The sequence below is a fragment of the Pseudomonas xanthosomatis genome, from assembly GCF_019139835.1.
GTDB classification, from domain to species: Bacteria; Pseudomonadota; Gammaproteobacteria; order Pseudomonadales; family Pseudomonadaceae; genus Aquipseudomonas; species Aquipseudomonas fakonensis.
Genome location: NZ_CP077075.1, coordinates 1,519,863 through 1,543,540 on the forward strand (window position 1 = coordinate 1,519,863; position 23,678 = coordinate 1,543,540).

A 23,678-nucleotide genomic window follows, 5' to 3' on the forward strand; every position below is an offset into this window, starting at 1 on the left:
AATGCTTAATTGAAGGCGGAAGGTATGGATTTTTCGACGTTGTTGCGCCTATGGGGTGCAGCAAGCTCTGAGCAGTTGATCGCACCCAAAATGGTTGTTGGCCTCGTTTTCATTCTTTGCGCTTGGTATTTCGTCCGTTACTTCTGTAGGTCATTCAAGCTTAGCGCCCAGCTGAAACGTTTGACTGTTAGCTTGCAGAGCGTGAAAACTCTCGCTCCACCTCTTCGGCGCTCTGAGCTTGAACGTCTGTTCAGTGGCGGCAGATTGGAGCATTCCTGGCGTGAGTATGCTGAAACGCTGCACGATCAGTTCGAGCTCAAGGAGGGCGAACAGGTTCTTGCCCGATCGCGAGCCACTGCCGGTGCTGCACACTTCTTCTCACCGCAAAGTGTGGTTGATACCCCGCTGGGGACCGAGTTCTATAAGCACCTACCGGGTATCTTGACCGGTATCGGGATCGTCGGAACCTTCTTCGGCCTGATGCTAGGTCTTCAGCACTTTGACCCGAGCACGCCTGAACAGGTTAACGCCAGCGTCGATAAGCTGTTGAAAGACGTGCTGTTCGCTTTCATCGGCTCCTTCATTTCAATCATGGCCTCTATCGCCGTCACGCTTACTGAAAAGTGGCGCTTGGGACACTGCTACAAGCTGCTTGAGGCATTCAATGAAACCATCGACGGGCTTTTTGACAGCGGTGTCGGCGAGGAATACCTGGCTGAGCTGGTGCGCTCCAGTGCTGAAAGCTCGGTGCAAACCCGTCAGCTGAAGGACAGCCTGGTTACTGATCTGCGGGAAATGCTACAGAACCTGGTTGATACCCAGGTCCGTGAAAGCCTCAAATTGGCAGATACCTTGTCGACGACGTACCGCGACTCTGGGCAGCTGTTGGCCGACCAGGTGAGCGGTGCAATCGAGAACAGCCTCAAATCGCCGCTTGAAGCCATCGCGGGTGCCGTGCAGGCCGCCAGTGGCGATCAGTCCGGGCAGGTACAGAATCTGCTTCAGGATGTTCTGGTTGCCTTCATGAACAAGCTGGAAGGTACGTTCGGCCAGCAGTTCAATGGCCTGCACGAGTTGATGGGCCAGTCGGTTGCCGCCATGCAGTCGATGCAGCAGGGCTTCTCGACGCTTATCCAGGATATGCGTTCGGCTAGCGAGTCCTCGAATCAAAACAGTTCGACCATGATTGCCCAGCTACTGGTCGATATGCAGGCCGGACAAAACTCCATGCAAGCGGGGATGAACGAGATGCTCGCCAATCTTCAGGCTTCGGTTGCCCGTATCGGCAACGAAGGGGAGGGGGCTGGCGCTCGAATGGCCGAGCAACTGGAGAAGCTGTTCGCTCAAAGCGAGGCTCGCCAACAGGCAATGGCTGAGAATCTCCAGGCTTTTGTCGAGTCGATCAAGCAGAGCATCGGCCAAGGCCAACAGGAAACCATGGCCAAGATTGCAGGCTCCGTTGAGGTGCTGGGTGAGCAGCTCTCTGCAGTCTTCAAGCAACTGGAACGGGGCCAGCAGCAGATGGATCAATCTACCCGCGCTGCCCAAGCAGACCTGCACCAAGGTACCCGCGACCTGGTGGGTGGCCTCGACGAGCAGGTCAAGGCATTGCTGCAGACGGTTTCCGAGCAACAGAAATCTGCCCAGGACACTGTCAATGCATTGAGCGCCCAGACAGAGCAGCATCTGCACAGCATGCAGCTAGGTGCGGACAAGATGCGGGCGGCGGCTGAGCGATTTGAAACTGCCGGGCAAAGCGTTGTGCGAGCCAGTGAATCGACTGCAGGGTTGATGGGTACAGTCCAGGGCGCGGGTACTGAGCTTGCACAGGCTTCACGAGAGCTGAATACCGTTGTCGCGGACTACCGGAACAATCGTGAAGCGCTCGCGAAAACGCTCGCTGTCATCGAAGGGGTAGTTGCCAGTGCGCAAGGGGAAGCCAACGGGCGCAGCCAATATCTCCAGGACCTGAAGGTTCAAAGCGAGCGGATGCAGTCGCTCAACCGTGAAGTGTATGAATACCTCGAAAACATCAGTGGTGTGCTGGGTAACGGCTTCAAGGAATTCGGTGAAGGTATGGACCGGGCGTTGAGACAAACCCTGGGTAGCCTCGACACCGAGCTCGATAAAGCAGTCAAGAGCCTCGCTGGCGGTGTGGAAGGGGTCAAGGAAAGTCTCGAAGATTTCGGCGACATCATGGAACGTATCAGGCGGTAACGGAGGCTAGTCGATGTTTGGTAAGCAAATGCCTTCGGCTGCCCGTTCCAAGGACGAGGGAGAGAAGCCTTTCTGGATTTCCTTCGCTGATTTGATGACCGCGATGATGATTCTGTTTCTCGTGGTCATGGTGGCGGCTTTGAGTTCTGTGACGCAGCGGATCAACCAGGCGGAGCAGGGAGAGAAGCAGCGTAGCAAGGACATCAGTCAGATTTGCGAGCACCTGAGCCTCAAGGCGAAGACTGCTAGCAAGACCATCGTCGTGGACTGCAAGGACAACCGGATTAGCTTCGGCGATGCTGGTCGCTTTGGGCACAACCAGTACGCGCTGAGCAACGATGGCCAATCGGCACTTCAGGAGGTCGTGCCGATGATTCTGGACGCGGCCAACAGTGAAGAGGGGCGCAAGTGGTTCAAGCAGGTCGTGATCGAGGGGTCTACCGATACCGACGGTTCCTACCTTTATAACCTGCACCTGTCACTGCAGCGTTCGGAGTGGGTGATGTGCAGCCTGCTCGATAGTCGTAGCCCGCTCCAGGTCGGATTGTCGCCGGAGCATCAACAGCAGATTAGATCGATGTTTCTGGCGGGTGGTGTGTCGTTCAACAATGCAAAGGACACCAAGGAAGAAAGCCGGCGAGTGGAGTTGCGTATGCAGTTCTTTGGCTTGAAGGAGAAGGAGAGCAGTCTCAAGCCTGATGTGCCGGTGTTCACTAACACTGACGTGGAAAAATGTCAGTTGGCGATGAACCGATGACCAGCTCGATCGCGAGGCTTTCCGCCGCCATTAGCCAAAGCCTGTCAGCTCATCGCACGGTACAGGCCCCGGAACCGTTGGAGCGTTTCCCCCGTCTGGCTGCTGCGGGAGTCGATCTTTACGAGCGATTCGAGCGCGCTGAAAAGGCCTTGCCGCCACCCGAAGAAAAGCGCCGTGCTGCGATAAGCAAGTTTCGCAATGTACTGCCACTCAATGCCTCGGAATGGCGCTTGGTGTTCGCCGGCCTTTCCGACAAGAGTGAGCGCGTCGGGCCGATACTGGACGATGACCAGCTTTACGCCCGGGTGCACGAAGAAGTGCATCAGCGTATCGAAAAGCGAAGTCTGAGCCGCCGGGATTGGTTGGCGCTGTGCTTCAGCTATTTTGGGTACGACGCCGCTACGCCTGCGCAGAATGCCAATTGGTGCCTGTTGCGCGAAGACGTTCAGCTCGGTTTCGAATGTGTCAGAGACCAGCAAAAGCGGGAGAAGGAGTGGGTGCAGATCGTTCAGCAGCATCAGGAGCTTTTTTCCGAGCAGGCAGGTGCCACGCTGGGTGACCAGATGTTCAAGGGCGAGATCAGCGACCTTTCGGCATTGCAGACGATTGCTCAGATTCCGGATAACAGCTGGCTGTGGCGCAGGATCTTTAGCGTACTGATTTCTCGCATTTTCATGCTGGATGATGCCGAGTTTTCTCAGCGCTTGCCCGACCTGGTCGACATCGGCCGACAGCACCCGCGGTACATGAACGACATTCTGAGTGCATGCCTGTCGCGTTACCACTTGGCAGCTTATCGGGAGAAGCCATCGTCGCTGCTTAAACAGCTGGCGCTAGACAATTGGGGGAGTCCGCAGATCCGCTCTAGACAAAACAGCTGGCTGCAGTATGTCGATAAGGATGTCTGTGCGATGGTTGTGGCGTGGTTTGCGAAGGAGGATCTGGAGCACTTCTTCAACCTGCTCAAAGGGGAGGCAGAAGTCGATCAATCTCGTCTGCATTATTGGCTGCGTTTTGCCAACCAGATGAGTTACACCAGGATTGTCATGGGTTCGGATGCCTGGCATGACAGCGGGCGAGACTTCGTCCATTTCCGAGAGAAGAACAAGGGGCGCCTCAGCCGACTGGTAGGCGGGCCCGGCCATAACAATGCCGTCATCATGCAGATCGGGAACTACTTTTTCGTGGAATTCTCCGGTACGGGTAATGCCTGCTATGTGTATCAAGCAGACAAGTCGCCTTTCAACCCAGACAAGATGCAGCTCGAATTGGCGAGCGAGCTGAAGCAGCCTAATCGTGCATTGGATCGAATGCGGCATTCACCTGCACCCGGCCGCCCGGACCGCATAGAGGGTTGGCTCAGCAAATTCGATTATGCCCTCGAGCAATGGGGTATTCGTGTACAGAGTCAGGCCGCAGCGGCAGGTTCAGCCAAGCCGGTGCCTTTTGAAGACCAGGTCCGTGACGCTCTAAAGTCGGTCAAACACAAAGTCTATGATCAGCGCGAACGCGGCGGTGCATTTCAGGTCCAGCTTGATGATCATGACCCAGCCGCAATAACTGCACTGCAGCGCCTGGGCTTCAGGCCCGTCAATAACCAGCCACTCCGGTTGTGGAGACAGTAATGCTCAAGCGTTTCCTCAAAGGCATCGGCCTGCAGCCGAACTCGGCAGCAGAAAGTACTGAGCCGGTTTTTTCCATTGAAGAGCAGGGCATCTGTTATCCCCTGAGCTTGGCGCAGAGCACGGAGTCCTGGTCGCTGGCGAGTTATCTTGATCAGCTGGAAGAAGAGGAGTTCGTCTCCCAGTTGAGCGATCGCTGGCTCTTGACGTGGGATGAGCTCTACCGGCTGCTGGATGAGCCCGAGCACGTAACAAGCCTGCCGCTATTAGGTTTGCCGCCGCAGACAGCTCTCATCCCTCAATTGAGCAGCCAGGGCAGCCTTGCCTCCGATGATTTCAAGGTCTCCATCAGTGGTTGGCGTGATCCGAAGTCCAATGCCAATGTGCAGGTGCAGCGAATGGGGGCCATCGTTCAACATCATGGAGCCACAGAAATGCTGCCTGAGGCGTCCTGGAAACTGACCGGTGCTGTACGACAGCTTTATCTGGCACAACAAAATGAGCCCGGTGAAGTAACCAACCAGATCGGCTGGGCCAGCATCAGAAAGCTGGCGCGCAAGGCTGGCGCTGGTATGGATGGCTTCTTGGACAAGACCGTCGTTATCAAACCCGAGAAACTGCGGCTCAACCCACGAAAGTCGACGCTTGGCGACACACCAGTTATCGAGTTGCAACCGAGCTTCGAAGGCCAGCCGGCCAACTGGCTTGAGAGCTTTGACGGTGCCAAGCAGGTTCAGGGTCGATACCGGGTAACGGGTGACGATGGCTCGCTGACTCATGTTCTGATTGAGCCTGAAGTCAAATCGGTATTGGACTACGTGCGCTCGCTGCCCGGGCGTCGGGTTGCTGGTGACGATGCCCTTTCATTCGTCCGTAACCCTTACAGCACACTCGGCGAAAGTGCCGCACACGTGCTGGATGCCGAAGCCTATGAAGACGAGCTCGCCGAGGCCGGTATTTTCTTTCATCGCTTCCATCTGGAACCCAAACTGGATGAAGCGGGCCAGCGCATCGAGCAGGTAAAACTGACGCTCGAGCCGATTTCTCCAACCCCGCAAACGCCCATCGAAATTGAGTTCAAAGCGGCCCATGAATTCGCCCCGCTCGTGCATGAACTGCAACTGAAGTTGGCCGCCGGTATGCCTGCGGGCTTCTGGCAAGGCTATGAGCTGGAGCTCAGCGATTTTGATTTGCGCCAGTTGGCAGGCATCAATGACCTGCTTAAACGGTGGCAAAACGAAGCGGCTGGTATCGAGTTTGACTCGGTCCTGGACCTGTCTCTCTATGGCGACCGTGTGACGGGTATTGGGGAGGCGCAAAGAATTACTTCGCCTTTCCTGGTCAAAGAGGCGACCGAGAACTGGTTGCCGAAGGATGTGGCGGCGCTTGGTATCGACGCAGAAATCCTTGGGCGTTGGGATCCTTCCGACCGAGCTCAATTTGAAGCATTTGAGCAGCGGTTGGACGAAGCACGCGCAGCCGGTGATGAAACGGTCTGCTTGCCAGCGTCCGAAATACCACTCCCAATTGCCGCTGCCGAACAACTGTTTGATGCTTGGTCGAAGAAGATTGCGCCTGACGAGACCAGCCAGGTTGAGCAACGGGAGAAAGTAGCCCGCGCCGTGCTGCAAATCGGCCACAACATTGATGAGCCGACCTACATTCAGGTGCGTCAAGCAGCCTTGCGCGCCGCTTCGGACGCAACGCCAGAGTTGCCTAGCTTGCTCAAGCCTGAAGTGGTCCTGCGTGAGCATCAGCTTCAAGGCGTGGCGTGGTTGCAGCATTTGTTCCGCTTGTCCCCCACGGACGTATCGGGTTGCTTGCTCGCTGATGACATGGGGCTTGGGAAAACGATCCAACTGCTCACCTTCCTGGTCTGGTACTTGGAGCAGTATCCGAAAGATCAGCCAACACTGATCGTCGCTCCAGTTTCGTTGCTCGATAACTGGGAACGAGAGCTTCACCGATTCTTCTTTGCTGACGCACTGCCCGTATTGAAGCTGTATGGCTCAGCCTTGAGTGCGGTGAAGTTCAAGAAAGATGAAATCCCTGCGGACTTGAAAGCCAAAGGCATCAAGAACCTGCTGCGCCCAGGTTGGATGGGCGATGCCCGAATCGTTCTGACGACATACGAGACATTGCGCGATCAGGAGTTTTCCCTGGCGCGCCAGCAATGGTCCATCGTCGTGTGTGACGAAGCTCAGAAGCTGAAGAACCCGGCGGCACTGGTGACTCAGGCCATCAAAGCCATCCCCGCACGGTTCCGAGTGGCGTGTACCGGTACGCCAGTCGAAAATACTCTGATCGATCTTTGGTGCCTGTTTGACTTCATTCAGCCAGGATTTCTGGGCGGCCTGAACCAGTTCGGTCGCGACTATCAGCGGCCTATCGAAGCCACACTGGAGCGTGATACGGATGCGCTGGAACGCCTGCGTGGGCTTATCGAGCCGCAGATATTGCGGCGGACCAAGCAGGACATCGCCAAGGACCTGCCGGCCAAAATCGAAGACGCAGCATGCCGTTCACTTGGCATGCATACCTTGCAGCGTAACCTGTATCTATCCGAAATATCCGCATACAGCCAGAAGCAGCAAATTGAAGAGCAGCTCGATCAGAAGACCTCCGGCATGCTGGGGTTGCTGCACAAGCTCAAGCTGATTTGTGCCCATCCATACAGCGTTCAGCCAGACACGCGGTTGCGGGACAGCTCGCCGAAGCTTCAGTGGCTGATGAAGACGCTCGAGTCGATCAAAAGGGCCGGCAACGGCGACAAGGTCATCGTCTTTACTGAGTTGCGAGATATTCAGCGGGAATTGCAGCACGCAATTCAGCAGCATTTCGGGTTTCGGGCGACGGTCATCAACGGTGATACAAGTACCAGCAGTCAGAGCGCAAATAGCCGACAGAGGCTGATCGATCAATTTCAGGAGCTGCCAGGTTTCGCCGTCATCATCCTGTCCACTATCGCCGTCGGTTTCGGGGTGAACGTGCAGGCCGCCAACCACGTCATTCATTTCACGCGTTGCTGGAACCCGGCCAAGGAAGATCAGGCGACCGATCGGGCCTATCGGATTGGGCAGCAGAAGGATGTGTATGTGTACTATCCGACGGTTCGAGATGCAGCGATGCCGACGTTTGAGGCGACGCTGGATGAACTTTTGAGTAAGCGACGGGCGTTGGCGCGAGATATGTTGAGTGGGGCTTCGGAGCTTCAGGCTTCGGATTTTGAGGGATTGCTGGGGGCGCGGTGAAGGCTGAGCCTTTAATTAATCAAAATCACAATCGAATTAGAACGGTGACGGCCAGCCTCAACACACTGTTAATGCCTGCCTCGCTATGTGGGGTTACTTAGCTATGTGTCAATTATGCGTGCAGGTTGTTCATTACTGCATTGGCAATTGCGGAGCTTTCAGCCGCCTGAGGGGTTTCTAACGCAGTATCGCCAGCGAGGCCTGCCTGGATTGTTTACCTGTGAGCTTGTCCAGTCTTGGCGCCGGCAGCTCAATGGCGTACGGTGCGCTGAAGTTCGCATCGAAGGTCGCATACGTCGAAGCAGCTGTGGTGTCCATGATGCCGAGTAGATTGAGCGAAGAGCTATCCGCCTCGGGCTCAGCATCGCATTCTTCGTGACGGCGGCATCGATGGCCTATTGGATTACTCGCATCCGCTGTTCTGTGAGCCCAACTGCCTTTGCTTTCTCACCGTGGGCAGCCTCCGGCAGCTTCAGGACAGACGGAAGATTGGGATGATCCAGCGGCGTGATCCAATCGCACGGGGGAATGTGCATTTCCCCATGAGCTGGCGCCACAACGCCGCGCGAGTAGCTTGAGTGGAGTACTGGTGTTACCTCTGTGCAAAAAAGCCGCGTTTTTATGGGGCGCGATCTTTACCCATTTTGGCTGGATAGATATTGTGACGTCGTTCGCACACAGTTAGGTCAAAGAGCCATCAGGGACGTAATCAAGGGTTCTAGCGTACACTTTTACGCCGTCCCGATAATCGCCTCGCCAACCAGATATGCGAGGTCAAGACATTTCAACGGGACGGATACATGGACAAGAATTCACTGACTGAGCGCGACATCTGCAGCAAATACATCACACCGGCCATCACCGCGGCAGGCTGGGATTTGCACAAGCAGGTCCGTGAGGAAGTCAGCTTTACCAAGGGCCGCATCATCGTCCGTGGCAAGCTGCACAGCCGGGGCGAATCGCGCCGCGCAGATTACATCCTGTATCACCAGGCCAACCTGCCACTGGCGGTTATCGAGGCCAAGGACAACAAGCACGCTCTCGGCGCCGGTATGCAGCAGGCGCTCGGTTATGCCGAGGCGCTGGATGTGCCGTTCGTATTCTCCAGCAACGGCGACGGCTTCCTTTTCCATGATCGCAGTGGCACCGGCGCGCAAAAGGAAACCGAGCTGAGCCTGGAGCAGTTCCCCAGCCCCGATGAGCTCTGGCAGCGCTACTGCCAGTGGAAGGGCCTGAGTGGCGAAAGCCAGCAGAAAGCCGAAGCCCCGTATTACGACGACGGCTCCGGGCGCATGCCACGCTACTACCAGATGAACGCCATCAACCGCACCGTCGAGGCCGTGGCGCGTGGGCAGGATCGCATCCTGCTGGTCATGGCCACAGGCACCGGCAAGACCTACACGGCCTTCCAGATCATCTGGCGCTTGTGGAAGTCTGGGCAGAAGAAACGCATCCTCTTCCTCGCCGACCGCAACATCCTCGTCGACCAGACCAAGAACAACGACTTCAAGCCCTTCGGCCAGGCGATGACTAAGATTGCCAAACGGCAGATCGAAAAGTCCTACGAAATCTACCTGTCGCTGTATCAGGCCGTGACCGGCAACGAAGAAGAGAAGAATGTCTACAAGCAGTTTTCCCGCGATTTCTTCGACCTCGTGGTGATCGACGAATGCCACCGAGGCAGCGCGTCCGAAGACTCGGCCTGGCGCGAGATTCTCGACTACTTCTCCGGTGCCACTCACATCGGCCTGACCGCTACGCCAAAGGAGACCAAAGAGGTTTCCAGCATCACCTACTTCGGTGAGCCGGTGTACAGCTACACCCTCAAGCAAGGCATCGAAGATGGCTTCCTCGCCCCGTACAAAGTGGTTCGCATCGACTTCGACAAAGACTTGCAAGGCTGGCGCCCGCCCAAGGGCACGCGCGACAAGAACGGTGAGCTGATCGAAGACCGCGTTTATGACCTCAAGGACATGGACCGCGACCTGGTGATCGAGGCGCGCACCCAGTTGGTCGCACGCAAAGTCACCGAATACCTGACGGCTACCGATCCGTACCAGAAAACCATCATCTTCTGCGACGACATCGACCACGCCGAGCGCATGCGCCAAGCCCTGGTCAACCTCAACCCTAAGCGCGTTGAGGAAAACCGCAAATACGTGATGCGCATTACCGGCGACGACAAGGAAGGCAAGGCCGAGCTGGACAACTTCATCGACCCCGAGTCGCGCTACCCGGTGATTGCCACCACCAGCAAACTGATGACCACCGGCGTCGATGCCCAGACCTGCAAACTGGTGGTGCTCGACCAGCACATCAAATCCATGACCGAGTTCAAGCAGATCATCGGCCGTGGCACCCGTATCAATGAGGATTACGGCAAGTACTGGTTCACCATCATGGACTTCAAGAAAGCCACCGAACTTTTTGCCGACCCGGCCTTCGACGGCGAGCCTGTGGTGATCTACAACCCCGAGGGCGACACCTCACCGGTGCCGCCGGAGGATACCGAGGGCGAAGAGGGTGACGTGATCGACGGTGGCGCTGGGGCAACCGAAGGTGACGAAACCACCAGTGGCGGTGACGACGATGACGGCAAGAAGCGCGTCAAATACGTGATCAACAACGTCGCCGTGCACGTCATTGCCGAGCGCGTGCAGTACTACGGCCCGGATGGCAAGCTGATCACCGAATCGCTGCGCGACTACACCCGCACCTGCGTGAAGAAACAGTTCGCCTCGCTGGATGACTTTCTGCGCCGTTGGAGCGATGCCGAGCAGAAGAAAGCCATCATCGACGAACTGGCCAGCCAGGGCGTGATGTGGGAAGCCCTGGCCGAGGAGGTCGAAGCCAAACGCGGCCAGCCGCTCGATCCGTTCGACCTGGTTTGCCATATCGCCTTCGACCAGCCGCCGCTTACCCGCAAGGACCGCGCCGAACAGGTGAAAAAGCGTAACTACTTCGCCAAATACTCCGGCGCCGCCCGCCAGGTACTGGAAGCGCTGCTCGACAAATACGCCGACACCGGAGTCGAGCACATCGAAGACATCAAGATTCTTCAGCTGGCGCCATTCAGCCAGATCGGTGCGCCGATTGAGCTGGTCAAGGCCTTTGGCGGCAAGCCGGGCTATCAGCAGGCCATTCAGGAGCTTGAGCGCCAGCTCTACGGATAACCGATGCCCAAACTTAATTCATTTGAAATCGCAGCTGCGCTCATCCGTAAGGGCTTTGTTCTGACCGTCAAAAATCAACATGCTAACGGGTATGAGCATCCTGATTTTGACGGTCGTGTATTCGTCAAAATGAGCAAAACGGGTGCTCCTGTTGCCAAGCAGCCGTTCCTCATTCATCCAGAACATGCCACCGCTGGTAAATGGGCCTCCATCAAGGTACTTTCCCCTTCGTTGCCAAATACCGGGTATCGAAACACCAACATGACGGGTTATCCTGCCGTTGCTGGCTCTGACAGTAAATTAGCAATTGCATTGGATATCGCTACAGAGGCCGATCTTCATCAACTGCTTGATCTACTCGGTTATAAATCCTCTGTTTCTGCCCTCCAGTTCGCGACTGCTAAATCTTCGGTCTCAACAGAGGAATTTCTAAACGAACCCAACCTCACCGACACCGAACGCGATGCCCTGATCAAAGCGCGCATCGGCCAGAGCGGCTACCGCGACGACCTGCTGGCCTACTGGGGCGGCTGTGCGATTACCGACTGCTGCGTACCAGAGTTGTTGCGGGCCTCGCATATCAAACCCTGGCGTGCTGCCAGCCCGACCGAACGGCTTGATCCGTTCAACGGGCTGTTGCTCACCCCCAATTTTGATCTGGCCTTCGACTGTGGCCTGATCAGCTTTGACGATCAGGGGCAGATTCTCCTCTGCAAGGATCTCGACCCCGACAGCGCCCGTGCGCTCAACATCACCCCTTGTCTGCGCTTGCGCCAGATCAAGCCGCAGCATCGCGGTTATCTGGCCTGGCACCGTGAACACCTTTTCAGGAAGTAAGCATGTCCATCAGCAGCACCATTAAGTCCATCCAGGACATCATGCGCAAGGACGTCGGCGTCGACGGCGATGCACAGCGTATTGGCCAGCTTGTGTGGATGTTGTTCCTGAAAATCTTCGACGACCGCGAGCAGGAGTGGGAGCTGCTCGATGACAACTACCGTTCGCCGATTCCGGAGAGCTGCCGCTGGCGCACTTGGGCGGCCAACCCGGAGGGCATCACCGGCGATGCCCTGAAGGACTTCATCGACAACAACCTATTCCCGCAGCTGCAGAACCTCCACGAATACAGCACCACGCCAGCTACCTACGTGGTGCGTGGCGTGTTCGAGGATGCTTACAACTACATGAAGTCTGGCCAGTTGATCCGCCAGGTGATCAACAAGATTCAGGAGGGGGTGGACTTCAACAAGGCGCAGGAGCGCCACGCCTTTGGCGACATGTACGAGCAACTGCTGCGCGACCTGCAGAACGCCGGCAATGCCGGTGAGTTCTACACCCCGCGCCCGGTCACCGAATTCATGGTGCGCATGGTCGATCCCAAGCTAGACGAAAAGGTCATGGACCCGGCCTGCGGCACCGGCGGCTTCCTGACCTGCAGCATCGAGCACAAGCGCAAGCGCTATGTGCAAACCGCCGAGGACGAGCGCGCCCTGCAGGCGAGCATCTTCGGCGTGGAGAAAAAGCCGCTGCCGCACCTGCTGGCCACCACCAACATGATCCTGCACGGCATCGAAGTGCCCAACCAGATCAAGCACGACAACACCCTGGGGCGCCCGCTTATCAGCTGGGGGCCGGCTGAGCGGGTCGACTGCATAGTCGCCAACCCGCCGTTCGGTGGCATGGAAGAAGACGGTATCGAAACCAACTTCCCCACTGCCTTCCGCACCCGTGAAACCGCCGACCTGTTCCTGGTGCTGATCATGCACCTGCTCAAGGACGGCGGCCGCGCTGCCGTGGTGCTGCCCGACGGCTTCCTCTTTGGTGAAGGCATCAAGAGTCGCATCAAGGAAAAGCTGCTGACCGAGTGCAACCTGCATACCATCGTTCGCCTGCCCAACGGCGTGTTCAACCCCTACACCGGCATCAAGACCAACCTGCTGTTCTTCACCAAGGGCACGCCCACCAAGGACGTGTGGTTCTACGAGCACCAGTACCCAGCCGGTTACAAAAGCTACTCCAAGACCAAACCCATGCGAGTCGAAGAGTTTGCTGTCGAGGAAGCCTGGTGGGGCAGCGAGGCCGATGGCTTTGCCGCACGCCAGGAGAACGAGTTCGCTTGGAAGGTAAGCTTCGACGAGCTGCAAAACCGCAACTGGAACCTCGACTGCAAGAACCCTCATGTCGGCGAACAGGTCAGCCACAACCCGGACGAGCTGCTGCGTGACTACGCCGCGCTGCAAGGTGAGATTGGTGAGCTGCGCGATCAGCTCAAGGCCGTGCTGGCCGAGGCCTTTGCCGCACAGGCGGCGGAGCGTGACGCATGAGTACAGTGCTGACCGATAACCTGCCGCTGCTGGCGGGGGCACCCAATGGCATCAAAAAACTGCGTGAGCTGATTCTGGAACTGGCGGTACGCGGCAAGCTGGTGCCGCAAGATCCGAGTGATGAACCGGCAAGTGAGTTGCTGAAGCGGATTGCTGAAGAAAAGGCACGGCTGGTGTTAGAGGGGAAGGTCAAGAAGCAGAAGACGTTGGCTGAATTTGGCGAGGAAGCCGAACCGTTTGAACTACCAGCAGGTTGGAGATGGGGGACATTAGCACAAGTGGCATTTGTTAACCCTCGCAATGCTGCGGCAGACTCACTTGAGGTCTCGTTTGTGCCTATGACTTTTATTGGTACGCGCTTCGATGATCAGCATGCGCAAGAGCCTCGCGTATGGGGTGAAGTGAAACAAGGCTTCACGCATTTCGCGGAGGGTGATATTGGTGTGGCTAAAATTACGCCTTGTTTTGAAAACAGCAAGGCATGCGTCTTTTCAAAACTCGTGAATGGGCTGGGAGCCGGAACTACCGAATTGCACATTGTTCGCCCTGTCGGCGGAACACTTGATCCACGATTTGTGCTGGCCTATCTGAAGTCGCCGCAGTTCTTACTTGTTGGCGAAACCAAGATGACAGGGACGGCAGGCCAGAAACGGTTGCCAAAAGACTTTGTAGAGACAAATCCGTTTCCCCTCCCGCCGCTCCCCGAACAACACCGCATCGTCGCCAAAGTCGATGAGCTGATGGCCCTGTGCGACCGGCTGGAAGCTCGGCAGGGCGATGCCGAAAGCGCCCATGCCCAAATGGTGCAGGCGCTGTTGAACAGCCTGACTCATGCCCGCGATGCCGAAGATTTTGCGCAAAGCTGGCAGCGTCTTTCCGAACACTTTCACACCCTGTTCACCACCGAATCCAGCATCGACGCCCTTAAGAAAACCCTGCTGCAACTGGCGGTGATGGGCAAGCTGGTGCCGCAAGATCCTAGCGATGAACCTGCTTGCAAATTACTTGGGCGGATATCCACTGGAAAGGCTGAGCTTGTGCGAGCCGGCATATTAAAAGCACCTAAGCCTCTGCCGAGCATTAAACAAGACGAGATCCCGTACACACTGCCCCTGACGTGGCAATGGGTGCGTCTTGGCGAAATTAGTCAGTTCATTAACGGTGACAGAGGAAAAAACTATCCAAACCGAACTGAGTATGTTTTAGAAGGCATTCCATGGATAAACACTGGGCATATTGAGCCTGACGGAACACTGAGTCAGGATAGCATGCACTTCATTACACGAGATAAATTTGAAAGTCTGAATAGCGGAAAAATCAGAGTTGGAGATCTTGTCTATTGCCTGCGAGGAGCAACATTCGGCAAGACCGCAATAGTTGACCCGTTCAGCGAGGGAGCCATTGCATCATCCTTAATGATTATCCGTCCCTTCGAGCCATGCTCGAATCGCTATATGTATCGATATCTGATCAGCCAAATTGGTAGAGACCAGATATTTAGATTCGACAATGGCTCCGCCCAGCCCAATTTGTCGGCAAACAGCGTGCGCTTGTACGTATATCCACTTCCACCACTCGCCGAACAACACCGCATCGTCACCAAACTCGATCAACTGATGGCCCTCTGCGATCAACTCAAAGCCAGCCTCAATCAGGCCCGTCAGATGCACGAGCATCTGGCCAGTGCGCTGATCGAGCAGGCCGTGGCCTAAGCGGGAGGAGCGCACGGATGCCCATTCGCACACAGATCTGGACGGTCGGCGCGCAGCCCGCGCCGTTGAAAAATGCGCAGTTAGCCAGCGAGCAGTTTCTCGAAAACATGATCGTCAGCGCCCCGGCGCTGCTCTCCGAGGACTGGCTGCTGATCGGTCGGCAGGAAAGCACAGGCCAGGGCGGGCGTATCGACCTGCTGGCGCTGGCGCCGGATGCTTCGCTGGTGCTGATCGAGCTCAAGCGCGAGCGCACCCCGCGTGAGGTGGTGGCGCAGTCCCTGGACTATGCGGTGTGGGTGGAGCGCTTGCAGGCCAACGAGATCGAGGCCATTTACCAGCGCTTCAAACCCGGCGCCGACCTGACGGTGGACTTTCAGGCGCGCTTCGGCGCACAGCTGGAGGCCGAAGCGCTGAACCAGAGCCATCAGATCGTTATCGTCGCCGCCGAGCTGGATGCCAGCAGCGAGCGCATCGTCGGCTACCTGAGCGAGCGCGATATCGCTATCAACTTGCTGTGCTTCCAGGTGTTCCAGCTCGGTGAACAGCAACTGATCAGCCGCGCCTGGCTGCTTGACCCCGGCGAAGCGCCGCAGGCCAGCAGCGTCAGCAAACCGGGCATGCCGGCCGAACCCTGGAATGGCGAGTTCTACGCCTCGTTCGGCCACAGCAGCACGCGCGACTGGGCCGAGGCGCGGCGTTACGGTTTTGTCTGCGGCGGCGGCGGCAGTTGGTACAGCAACAGCCTGAAACTGGTCGGCCCCGGCGACCGCTTGTGGGTCAACGTGCCCGGTGCGGGTTATGTCGGCGTCGCCCGCGTAACCGGCCATGCCACGGCGGCCAAGGACTTCTGCCTCAGCGAGGGCGGCGTCGAGCGCCCGGCGCTGGAGCTGCTGCAAGCCGACTACCACCGCGCCTATGTCGATGACCCACAGCGCTGCGAATACTTCGTGCCCGTCGAGTGGCTGTACAGCCTGCCGCTCAATGAGGCCGTGCGGGAAGTCGGCCTGTTCGGCAACCAGAACACCATCTGCCGCCCGACCACGCCGAAATGGCGCTGGACGGTGGAGCGGCTCAAGGAGCGCTTCGCCCAGTAACGCGAGGCCCTGCCAGGCATTTCTTCTTAACCGTTTGTCTTCACTGGATACACCACCATGCTGGATCTGCTGCAACACCTGATCCCCGAAAGCGGTCGTTTGATGAGCCTTTGTTTTCAGTGTTGTCCTATGTTGGCCCTTCCTCATGCTTGAGTCGCGTTCGACCTTGGGGCACCTTAACCGGAGGATCGAAGGGGTAGGGAATGGCGAACCTTTACGCAGATAGGAAATGGGCGGAGTTCCGAGAGCTGGTGATAGGGCTCGATGGTGGCGAATGCGTGAGCTGCGGCCGGTCGAGGTCGGAAGTTGTATTGCAGGTTCACCATAAGCGCTATGTCTTGGGGCGGAAGCCTTGGGAGTACGACCCTATTGATTGCGAGACCCTCTGCCGGGGCTGCCATGCACGGGAGCATGGCGAGATCAGGCCGAATACCGGTTGGGAATACGTTGGCGAAGATGATTTAGGAGACCTCTTCGGAAACTGTGAGCTCTGCGATACGTCCATCCGGTATGTGCACTACGTGCAGCATGAACATTGGGAGCAGATAGGAGTAGGTACAAACTGCTGTGACAATTTGACTGGCACGCAAGAGGCCACTGAGTACCGCAAGCGGTTAGGCCGGCTTAGGCGGTTCATCACCTCTTCCAGATGGAGCAGTGATGGCGACCGGCACATGATCAAGCAGGATGGTTTGAGCGTTACTGCCCTCCCTGGTCAAGGTGGCTACAGACTTGTGATCGATGATGTTCAAGGGGCGAAAAAATACGAAAGCTTGCTGCTTGCTAAGGAGTTTGCGTTTGATTTCATCGACAGCGGGCAGGCGGCTGAATACATGAAGCAGCGAGGGCTCAGGAGGTGAGTCACCTGAGCCTGATTGGGCGTCTACACGGTTCTAGGATGTTTGCGACGATGGCTTGCGATGCCCTTAGTGAGTACGCTCCCAAACCGATCAACAAAGTCGACTTGATAGCTGGTGAGCCGCTGAATAGCTGATGGGATTGGCAACAGCGTCAGGGCTGCGAGCATCTGCTCCATTGTCGCTCCCATATCATAGTGTCTGCCTGCGACGGTAACAGGTGCATGGTCGGTGATGGCATCGACGGTTGACTGGTGTACGGGCATGCCATCACGTTGGGCATTGGCTAGATTCGTTTCTAACGTGTGCCGGAAAGAGTAGATGCTTTTGCCGTCATGGGGGACGTGAACGCCAATAGTAATTAGATAGCCTCTGGGCTTTTCGTTGAAAAACTTGCCCGCACTCTTGGCCCAACCTTCTTTGTTGTGTTCAGTTTCGTCATCTCGGGGGGGAGGTAGGTGAGGCCGTCACCAAACAGTTTCTTCTGTTTTGCTTGTCGTTGGCCGTTCACATACTCAAGAAATCCTAGCTCCAATAGGCGGGGATGAATTGGTACTAACCGCGCCTCGTCGGTCTTGATCCGTTTCGCCTCGGGCACGTCTATGTCATCGGCACAGAAATCGAAGCACGGGTGGCCGTCCACACTCTTGATGTCAGCAGTGTCGAGTTGTGCGATCTCATTTGTTCGAGCGCCTGTGAAGTAACCAACCAGAGGAAGCCAGAACCAAAATGGGTAGGCCTTGGTTCGCTCGGCTGGGGCTGGGCCGTTATAGATAGAGCCGGAGAAAATTGCCTCAATGTCAGCGTCTGTGAAGGCGGTGCCATCGCGGCTGCGCTTTGTCTTCCTCTCCTCGACGGGTTTGATGATCAAGTCGTCAACTTTGACGGTGGTCAAGTCAAGGAAGCGAGCATAATTTTGAATTTGCTTCATGGAGCCTATGAGTGCAGATACGCGCTCGTGCCCAGTCATCTGTTCCGGGTCTTCTGTCAGAAGCTGATCAAGTGGGGTTGGCGATGGTGCTATGGAGGCGGTAGCGCCAGCTTTCATCCTGCGAGCAGCATCGTAAGCAGCTTGCCAGTACTGTTTGCTCAGCTTGCATACGGGCTTGTGCTGAGTGAGGACGGTCATAACCCTGGCCCGGCGCTCTCTTTCCTCCAAGGTGCCGCCATGGTTCGCCTGCCCACCCCTCGACGAGGTGTCAGCCCTATCTCGCGCCAACTGGTGCTCCCAAACCTGATAAAGCGTCCACTCAGCCATTGCGGGATCATAGTTTGGTAGCGGCTGGCGCTCTTTCCCTTCTTCTGAGCCGGTCTGGCTACCCATCGGAGCGAGCTTGCGTTGCACCAGTTCATCCCTAAGCTTTGGTAGTACCGCTCGTAGTTCGGTCGCTAGGTAGGGTTGGGAAACCTTCAATAGCTGCTCTGCCAATGCCTCATGTACTTTCGGTATCGGACGGTCATAGGCCCAGTCAGAAGTCGTGCCACTTCTTTTCGGCGCAGCCGAACTTCGATCTCTTCGTTCGAAAGGGCCGGCTCAATAGGTTGGCTATCGTCTTTGGGGCTAGAGAAATCGGGGAATAGTTCCATCATCTCCAGGTAATCTGCTTCGGTAAGACCGAGCTCGTCACGCTCTATCACGATCATCACCTTCTCAAAGGCCGCTTCATACCGGGCAGCATACTGGCGAGCACGTTTTAGGGCCAAGCGATAGCTTTCGGTTTTCAGCGTACGTCTGACTTCCCGTTGCCGCTTAAAAAGGGCTCGAAGCGGGCGCGGAATGACAATGCGGTAGTAGAACGTTTTGTGACGGTTAAGCGTCAGGTAGGAGGGGGGTCATGCTAGGCACCGATTGATGCCCCACGCGAATGTCACACCTTGGTGGCGCACCGGTCGAAATCCCAATGCCCAGATAGCACAAAGCCCCATAAAATGGGGCTTGTGTAAGGAAGGTGGTGGAGCCGGGGGGATTTGAACCCCCGTCCGCCAGTACTCCGCTGTCGGTACTACATGCTTAGCCGTGTCTACTGATTTAATCCGCAGCCGCCCGACGGGCAGGGTGCTTTGGATGAGTTGGGTAAGTTTTAGTCGCTTCGCCCCCAACGTGCTGCACGACGATCCTGTTCTGTATGACAATCATTTCGGGTTTACAGGCATCCCCTGATGATTGCTGGACCCGAAGGTACCAGAAGTGCGTGTCAGCTGCAGTTAAGCAGCGAGAGCAGCACCGTATTGGTCGTCATTGGCAACTATAGAAAGTTGCAACAGTGGATTTACGAGTTCTGTTACCAACTCGGCATGCACCTAGAGTTTCGCTACCGGCGTCGAATCCTAATCGGCCCCACACTCAGCTCTAGCTGGCGCGCTTTTTACGGCGTGCAGGGCGGAGTATACGCCTTTGCGCGGGCGGCGTCGACAGCGGGGTTCGCCGCCCGTGCGCAGGGGTCAGGTACCGCTGCCGCCGGAGGTGCCGCTGCCTTTCTCGGTTTTTTCCAGGCGCTCCAGCACCTTGCTGGTGATGGCGATGCATTGCTTGGTGTCACCTTTGGCCTGGGCGGCCTTGGCTTGGTCGACGTGCTCGGTGACGGCCTTGTCCAAGCCTTCAGAAGTGGCGCCGGCGGTGGCCATGCTGTCATCAATCTTCTGCAGGTTGATGGCGCACAGGTCATCGGCGGCGAACACAGGCGAGGCCAGCAGGGTGGCGGCCGCGAACAGGGCGGATAGCGCAGTACCTTTCATGGGTGTCTCCTTGTGAGGCCTCGGGAAGGTGGGCCTGTTGGGTGGACTGCGCGGGGTTGGCGAGGGTTCCATCGGGTTGGATGGTTGGGGGTTGTAAGTCGGCGTTGCGGGAGAGGGCACCGGCTTTGCCGGTGATCGCGGGCAAGCCCGCTCCTACAGAAGGGCGGGCGTTGCCGGGGGATTGGTGTGGTGGTCAGGTGCTGCGGTTCATGCCGATTTCCATGTCGTCGATCAGCGCTTTAGCCATGGCGCTGAGGATGCGGGCGGAGCTGCCGGCGATCAGGTCGCTTTCCATTTCGGCTTCGCAGGTGAGGTGGCGGATGCAGCCGAGCAGGACGGACAGCTCGCCGAAGGCGTGCTCGAAGGGGATGCCGGGTTGGATGCTGTAGAGCTCCATGTAGGTGGTGACGCCGGCGGTGTGGTGTTGGCGAGGTTGGTCGGTCATGGCTGGGCTCCTGCGGCGTGGCGGGTCAGGGGTTGCAGGAGCTGGCTGAGGTACAGGCTGGTGTTGATGAGGGTTTGGCGTTGGTCTTCTTCGGCGCTGTCGAAGTAGAGGTCCAAGACCTGGTGCAGGCAGGTCATCAGGGCGTCGGCTTCGGTGCGGGCGGTTTCGGGGGTGAGGTTGGGGGAGAGGGTGAGGTAGCGAAACAGGTGAGGTGGGTCGGGGACGATCTTTTTCATGGCGGAATCTCAGTGCGTGATGGGAGCCGCCTCCTCGATCTTTCTCACGGATGTAAGGTGGCAGCCGTACGCGGGGTGAGAAACCGGTGCACTGAAGCCGGCCAGACCGAAGTCTGCCCGCGCATGGCTGCCATGAAGCGAAAGCCTGGCAGTGCAGGTCGGGTTCTCACGCCCGGTCACCCAATGTGGCGACCTGGTGAAGTTATTCCTGAGATTCTTGCCCGACAACGTGGCTGCTTCCGACAGTTGCGTAGGATAGGTCCGAACGTGTTTTTGGCTGAAGCATTTGGTTGCAGGTTCGGAAATGTCTTACAGGTTTTGGGGCCTATCGCGGGGCAAGCCCGCTCCCACGTTTTGGGTGCGCACAGGGGTATCTCGGTAGCAACTCGTTGAGGTGATTTTTACTGCGGAGCTGGGCAGCTTTTCGCCGCGGTCTCGATAGCCCTCGCGTAATCAACGTAGGTTTTCGGATCGTAAGGCTCGGCCGTGATGTTGAAATCGGAACTACCGTCATACTGAATGTGTTCTCGAACCCTCAAGCCCCACGTTCGGCCTTCATACTCTGTGAGCAGATCGAATAGATGTGCTGTGATATCGCTGTATTCGCTTAGCCCGGAGTATACATACCGCAGATTCCTGTACCAGTCGGGGGTTGCAGTGGTGGCTCTAATGAGGGCTTTCGCAGTTTCCTGGTCAGCTTTACTCAGGTAATACATGCTGCCGAAAGAGTATTTGCTTTGTGCCAACTTCGAGGCCGGTACGGGCAGCGCATTGCGATTTACTAAGCGTGAGTACCTGCAGTCGAATACCCAGTCTCCGCTTTTTACGTAGTCGTCGGCGTAGATGACTACGCCATTGCCAAGATCTTTTTTGTATACGCTCGTCATTGCTTTGAATGCGTAGTAACCAGTGAAAAATATCAAAGGAGCAATCATGGTGAAAACGAACCAGAAACTCTTGCGCCGGAGGTAATACATCGTGCTTTCCTAATGGAGTGGTGGGCGGGCAGTTGAACTCAGCGGGTCTATACAGATTCCGCAATGTTTTTCCGGCCGAATTGCCGGGAGAGCCGGCCGCCACGTGCATGAATTGGCAAGTGCGGTGCCGCAGCTGAAAAGCATTGTGTGCTCCACGACCTGATATGAAGGTGCTGCAATTGCCTATTGCGGGACCGGGCAGCTCTTTCTTGCAATCTCGAGCGCCTTGGCATAATCATCATAAGTCTCAGGGTCGTAAGACAAGGCGATGATATTGAAACTGGATTTACCGTCGTAATGGATATGTTGTCGAACCCGTAACGCCCATGTGCGACCTTCATGTTGAGCCAGTAGGTCGAAAACATGCGTATCGAGGTTGCTGTTGTCGCCTAAACCTGAATACAAGTAGCGCAAGCTTTCGTACCAATCAGGTTGTGCTGTTATGGCCCTGATGGCTTCTTTGGCAAGGAGCGTGTCAGTCGCATTCAATTCATACATGCTACCTATTGTAAACATGTTGGCCTGCCTTAATTCGGCGAGCGGAATAGGGAGTGGTTGGCGGTTGATCAGTCGTGAGTACCTGCAGTCGAACACCCATTGACCGCTATTTACATAATCGTCGGCGTAAATCACCATACCGTTACCGAAGTCTGTTTTGTAGACACTTGTCATCACTTTGAATCCATAGTGGGCTGCGAATAGGAGAAAGGAAGAAATGAGAGTGAGCCCAAACCAGAGGCCTTTACTTTGGTAGAAACTCAAAAAAACCTCCTGGCGCGCCAATTGGGGTATCGCCTGAGATCACAGGGTTTGTGGCGCCCATAGTCTGATAGGTGAAGTCACGATCTTTGTGATTATCATTGCGCTCTTTTTCGAGCTTGCCCCACTTCCTACACCACGTCTCATCCGGCGCAGCATTACCACTGATCCCACAAAGCTTGCCCCACTGCCGCTCCTCAAATGACCCCCAGGTATTCTTGTAGTCCGACCGGCGCACGAACGCGCGCACCTTGACCCGCAGATGGTCAGCCAGCAACTGCGCCAGGCTCTGATGGGTTTGCGGCAAGAACTGAATGCTGTCTTCAACCGGAAATTCGGAGCGGTTGCCCATGCCGGTACGGCAGGCATAACTGTCGATTTGGGCCTTACTGGTAAAAGCCTGGGGCGAGATCTGTTCGTAATTGAGCATGTTCAGCGCCATGTCAAAGTCGTCGGCGAGTTGGTAGCCGAAGGCAACCCGTTGCGGTACGCCATGGCTGAACAGCGCCAGTTGCTCGATGGGAAATTGCCTTCGGTTTTTGCCCTCGTTCAGGTAGTCGATAAGTGCCTGGGCGGTTGCCACTTCCACATATTCGGCCTCGTAGGCGACGGCGGATTCGCGGGCGGCGCTGAGCATTTGCTCGTTGTACGACGGCGTGAATACCACCAGCGTTCGTATCAGGGTCGGCTTGTTGCGCTTGAACTCGGCGAGCTCACGCACGGCCTGGCCGATGAACATCATCTTGTTGCCCGAGCCTGCGTCGTGCTGGCTGCCGGCGACGGCGATCAGTTCGGGTGTGGTCGTTTGGCTGGGTGCCGGCGGGGTTTTGCTGCTGGGGTTCAGCAGGGCGCCGGACAGCAGCGCCCGTTGCTGTAGCTGCGGGTCGGCTAACAGTTCCGCCATAAGTTGCTCGTCCACCGAGCCGTCCGGGCGCACGGCGCCGAGCTTGGCGAAGTCGACGATGGTTTGGCTGGCCTCGCCGCCGAACATGAAGCCACCGAGGGGGTCCGGGCTGCCGGTGAGGATGGTGCCGCCGTGGCTGGTGGGGCTGCCAAGGTGGGCCATTGGCTGGCCGTCGATGGTGATGTAGGGGAAGCCGGCGGTGATGACCGCGCCGCAGCCGCAGACATCACCGACGCGGGCGGCGCCCATGGAATTGATTTGCGTGGTGGGCGAGGCGGACACGATGGGCGTGATGCCGTGGCCGGGGAGGGGGCAGAAGTGGGTGTCGCCGAGTCGAGCGGTAGGGATCATGCCATTCCTTGGTATCGAACGATGCGTTGGAAAGGCACCTGGGCCAGGACGGTCTCGGTCCGTGAGCTGGGGTCGTGACGGGGTGCCGGGGAGCTGCGCCGGGTACTTGGGGCAGTGGCGGGGACGTTATCGCTGGGGGATTGGGGCTGCTACGTGACCGATTCCTATAAGTGCGTAGGAAAGGTCTGATTGGTTTTCGCGCTGAAGCATTTGGTTGCGGGTTTGGAGATTTCTGGCGGATTTGGGGCCTTATCGCGGGGCAA

Annotated in this window: 17 protein-coding genes, 1 other RNA gene and 1 pseudogene; 10 read left to right on the forward strand and 9 right to left on the reverse strand. The window is 57.0% G+C overall.

The genetic code is table 11. The features are described from left to right. The first annotated feature begins 24 nt into the window (after nt 1-24). The 10 genes and pseudogenes from zorA1 (at nt 25) to KSS93_RS06770 (ending at nt 17,010) form a co-directional block, all read left to right on the forward strand. Nucleotides 25-2,217 carry a type I Zorya anti-phage system protein ZorA1 gene (gene zorA1, locus KSS93_RS06725; protein WP_217887648.1) on the forward strand — a complete coding sequence of 731 codons (2,193 nt, stop codon included), beginning with the start codon at nt 25-27 and terminating at the stop codon, nt 2,215-2,217. 13 nt (nt 2,218-2,230) lie between these two features. Further along, complete coding sequence (gene zorB1, locus KSS93_RS06730; RefSeq protein ID WP_012053768.1) at nt 2,231-2,974, forward strand: type I Zorya anti-phage system protein ZorB1; 744 nt, start codon at nt 2,231-2,233, stop codon at nt 2,972-2,974. Continuing rightward, nucleotides 2,971-4,599: a type I Zorya anti-phage system protein ZorC gene (zorC, locus tag KSS93_RS06735; RefSeq protein ID WP_217887649.1), complete on the forward strand. Its 1,629-nt coding sequence runs from the start codon at nt 2,971-2,973 to the stop codon at nt 4,597-4,599. The genes zorB1 and zorC overlap by 4 nt, the downstream gene beginning before the upstream one ends. Beyond that, nucleotides 4,599-7,847: a type I Zorya anti-phage system protein ZorD gene (gene zorD / locus KSS93_RS06740; RefSeq protein WP_217887650.1), complete on the forward strand. Its 3,249-nt coding sequence runs from the start codon at nt 4,599-4,601 to the stop codon at nt 7,845-7,847. The genes zorC and zorD overlap by 1 nt, the downstream gene beginning before the upstream one ends. Nucleotides 7,848-8,647: 800 nt before the next feature. Beyond that, nucleotides 8,648-11,020, forward strand: coding sequence for an EcoAI/FtnUII family type I restriction enzme subunit R (hsdR, locus tag KSS93_RS06745; RefSeq protein ID WP_217887651.1), 2,373 nt, complete (start codon nt 8,648-8,650; stop codon nt 11,018-11,020). A 444-nt stretch (nt 11,021-11,464) separates the two neighbouring features. Next, a pseudogene (locus KSS93_RS26875) lies at nt 11,465-11,857 on the forward strand (HNH endonuclease); the annotation flags it as partial. Between the two features lie 2 nt (nt 11,858-11,859). Then, nucleotides 11,860-13,344 (forward strand): type I restriction-modification system subunit M, encoded by a 1,485-nt coding sequence (locus KSS93_RS06755; protein WP_217887653.1) that lies wholly within the window; start codon nt 11,860-11,862, stop codon nt 13,342-13,344. Further along, complete coding sequence (locus KSS93_RS06760; protein WP_217887654.1) at nt 13,341-15,056, forward strand: restriction endonuclease subunit S; 1,716 nt, start codon at nt 13,341-13,343, stop codon at nt 15,054-15,056. The genes KSS93_RS06755 and KSS93_RS06760 overlap by 4 nt, the downstream gene beginning before the upstream one ends. 17 nt (nt 15,057-15,073) lie before the next feature. Then, on the forward strand, nt 15,074-16,150 hold the full coding sequence (locus tag KSS93_RS06765; protein WP_217887655.1) for a DUF8606 domain-containing protein: 1,077 nt from the start codon (nt 15,074-15,076) through the stop codon (nt 16,148-16,150). Nucleotides 16,151-16,824: 674 nt separating this feature from the next. After that, entirely contained in the window at nt 16,825-17,010 is a 186-nt protein-coding gene (locus KSS93_RS06770) for a hypothetical protein (RefSeq protein WP_217887656.1), read from the forward strand. A 358-nt stretch (nt 17,011-17,368) separates the two neighbouring features. Here KSS93_RS06770 and KSS93_RS26460 read toward each other — a convergent pair whose 3' ends face one another. From KSS93_RS26460 to KSS93_RS06810, 9 genes are all read right to left on the reverse strand, one after another. Beyond that, on the reverse strand, nt 17,369-18,352 hold the full coding sequence (locus tag KSS93_RS26460) for a site-specific integrase (RefSeq protein WP_225917304.1): 984 nt from the start codon (nt 18,350-18,352) through the stop codon (nt 17,369-17,371). Nucleotides 18,353-18,417: 65 nt separating this feature from the next. Next, nucleotides 18,418-18,828, reverse strand: coding sequence for a DUF6538 domain-containing protein (locus KSS93_RS26770; RefSeq protein WP_367616832.1), 411 nt, complete (start codon nt 18,826-18,828; stop codon nt 18,418-18,420). A 129-nt stretch (nt 18,829-18,957) separates the two neighbouring features. Beyond that, nucleotides 18,958-19,347, reverse strand: a transfer-messenger RNA (tmRNA) gene (gene ssrA / locus KSS93_RS06780). A gap of 102 nt (nt 19,348-19,449) precedes the next feature. After that, nucleotides 19,450-19,743, reverse strand: coding sequence for a PA2433 domain-containing protein (locus tag KSS93_RS06785; protein WP_217887657.1), 294 nt, complete (start codon nt 19,741-19,743; stop codon nt 19,450-19,452). Between the two features lie 193 nt (nt 19,744-19,936). Next, nucleotides 19,937-20,188 carry a DUF3077 domain-containing protein gene (locus KSS93_RS06790; RefSeq protein ID WP_217887658.1) on the reverse strand — a complete coding sequence of 84 codons (252 nt, stop codon included), beginning with the start codon at nt 20,186-20,188 and terminating at the stop codon, nt 19,937-19,939. Beyond that, nucleotides 20,185-20,424 (reverse strand): hypothetical protein, encoded by a 240-nt coding sequence (locus tag KSS93_RS06795; protein ID WP_217887659.1) that lies wholly within the window; start codon nt 20,422-20,424, stop codon nt 20,185-20,187. The genes KSS93_RS06790 and KSS93_RS06795 overlap by 4 nt, the downstream gene beginning before the upstream one ends. 401 nt (nt 20,425-20,825) lie before the next feature. Next, nucleotides 20,826-21,401, reverse strand: a complete 576-nt coding sequence (locus KSS93_RS06800) for a hypothetical protein (protein ID WP_217887660.1) — start codon at nt 21,399-21,401, stop codon at nt 20,826-20,828. A gap of 183 nt (nt 21,402-21,584) precedes the next feature. Continuing rightward, entirely contained in the window at nt 21,585-22,163 is a 579-nt protein-coding gene (locus KSS93_RS06805; RefSeq protein ID WP_217887661.1) for a hypothetical protein, read from the reverse strand. Further along, nucleotides 22,144-23,415, reverse strand: coding sequence for a PAAR domain-containing protein (locus KSS93_RS06810; RefSeq protein ID WP_217887662.1), 1,272 nt, complete (start codon nt 23,413-23,415; stop codon nt 22,144-22,146). Before KSS93_RS06810 ends, KSS93_RS06805 begins: the two co-directional genes overlap by 20 nt. Nucleotides 23,416-23,678 lie beyond the last annotated feature (263 nt).

Excerpts from the sequence above, each read along its gene's own strand:
- KSS93_RS06760 (WP_217887654.1), top strand. The coding sequence starts at position 13,341 with ATGAGTACAGTGCTGACCGATAACCTGCCGCTGCTGGCGGGGGCACCC.
- KSS93_RS06800 (WP_217887660.1), bottom strand. The coding sequence starts at position 21,401 with ATGTATTACCTCCGGCGCAAGAGTTTCTGGTTCGTTTTCACCATGATT.
- KSS93_RS06790 (WP_217887658.1), bottom strand. The coding sequence starts at position 20,188 with ATGACCGACCAACCTCGCCAACACCACACCGCCGGCGTCACCACCTAC.
- zorA1 (WP_217887648.1), top strand. The coding sequence starts at position 25 with ATGGATTTTTCGACGTTGTTGCGCCTATGGGGTGCAGCAAGCTCTGAG.
- KSS93_RS06770 (WP_217887656.1), top strand. The coding sequence starts at position 16,825 with ATGATCAAGCAGGATGGTTTGAGCGTTACTGCCCTCCCTGGTCAAGGT.
- zorB1 (WP_012053768.1), top strand. The coding sequence starts at position 2,231 with ATGTTTGGTAAGCAAATGCCTTCGGCTGCCCGTTCCAAGGACGAGGGA.
- zorC (WP_217887649.1), top strand. The coding sequence starts at position 2,971 with ATGACCAGCTCGATCGCGAGGCTTTCCGCCGCCATTAGCCAAAGCCTG.
- KSS93_RS06785 (WP_217887657.1), bottom strand. The coding sequence starts at position 19,743 with ATGAAAGGTACTGCGCTATCCGCCCTGTTCGCGGCCGCCACCCTGCTG.
- KSS93_RS06795 (WP_217887659.1), bottom strand. The coding sequence starts at position 20,424 with ATGAAAAAGATCGTCCCCGACCCACCTCACCTGTTTCGCTACCTCACC.
- KSS93_RS06755 (WP_217887653.1), top strand. The coding sequence starts at position 11,860 with ATGTCCATCAGCAGCACCATTAAGTCCATCCAGGACATCATGCGCAAG.
- zorD (WP_217887650.1), top strand. The coding sequence starts at position 4,599 with ATGCTCAAGCGTTTCCTCAAAGGCATCGGCCTGCAGCCGAACTCGGCA.
- KSS93_RS06765 (WP_217887655.1), top strand. The coding sequence starts at position 15,074 with ATGCCCATTCGCACACAGATCTGGACGGTCGGCGCGCAGCCCGCGCCG.
- KSS93_RS06810 (WP_217887662.1), bottom strand. The coding sequence starts at position 23,415 with ATGATCCCTACCGCTCGACTCGGCGACACCCACTTCTGCCCCCTCCCC.
- hsdR (WP_217887651.1), top strand. The coding sequence starts at position 8,648 with ATGGACAAGAATTCACTGACTGAGCGCGACATCTGCAGCAAATACATC.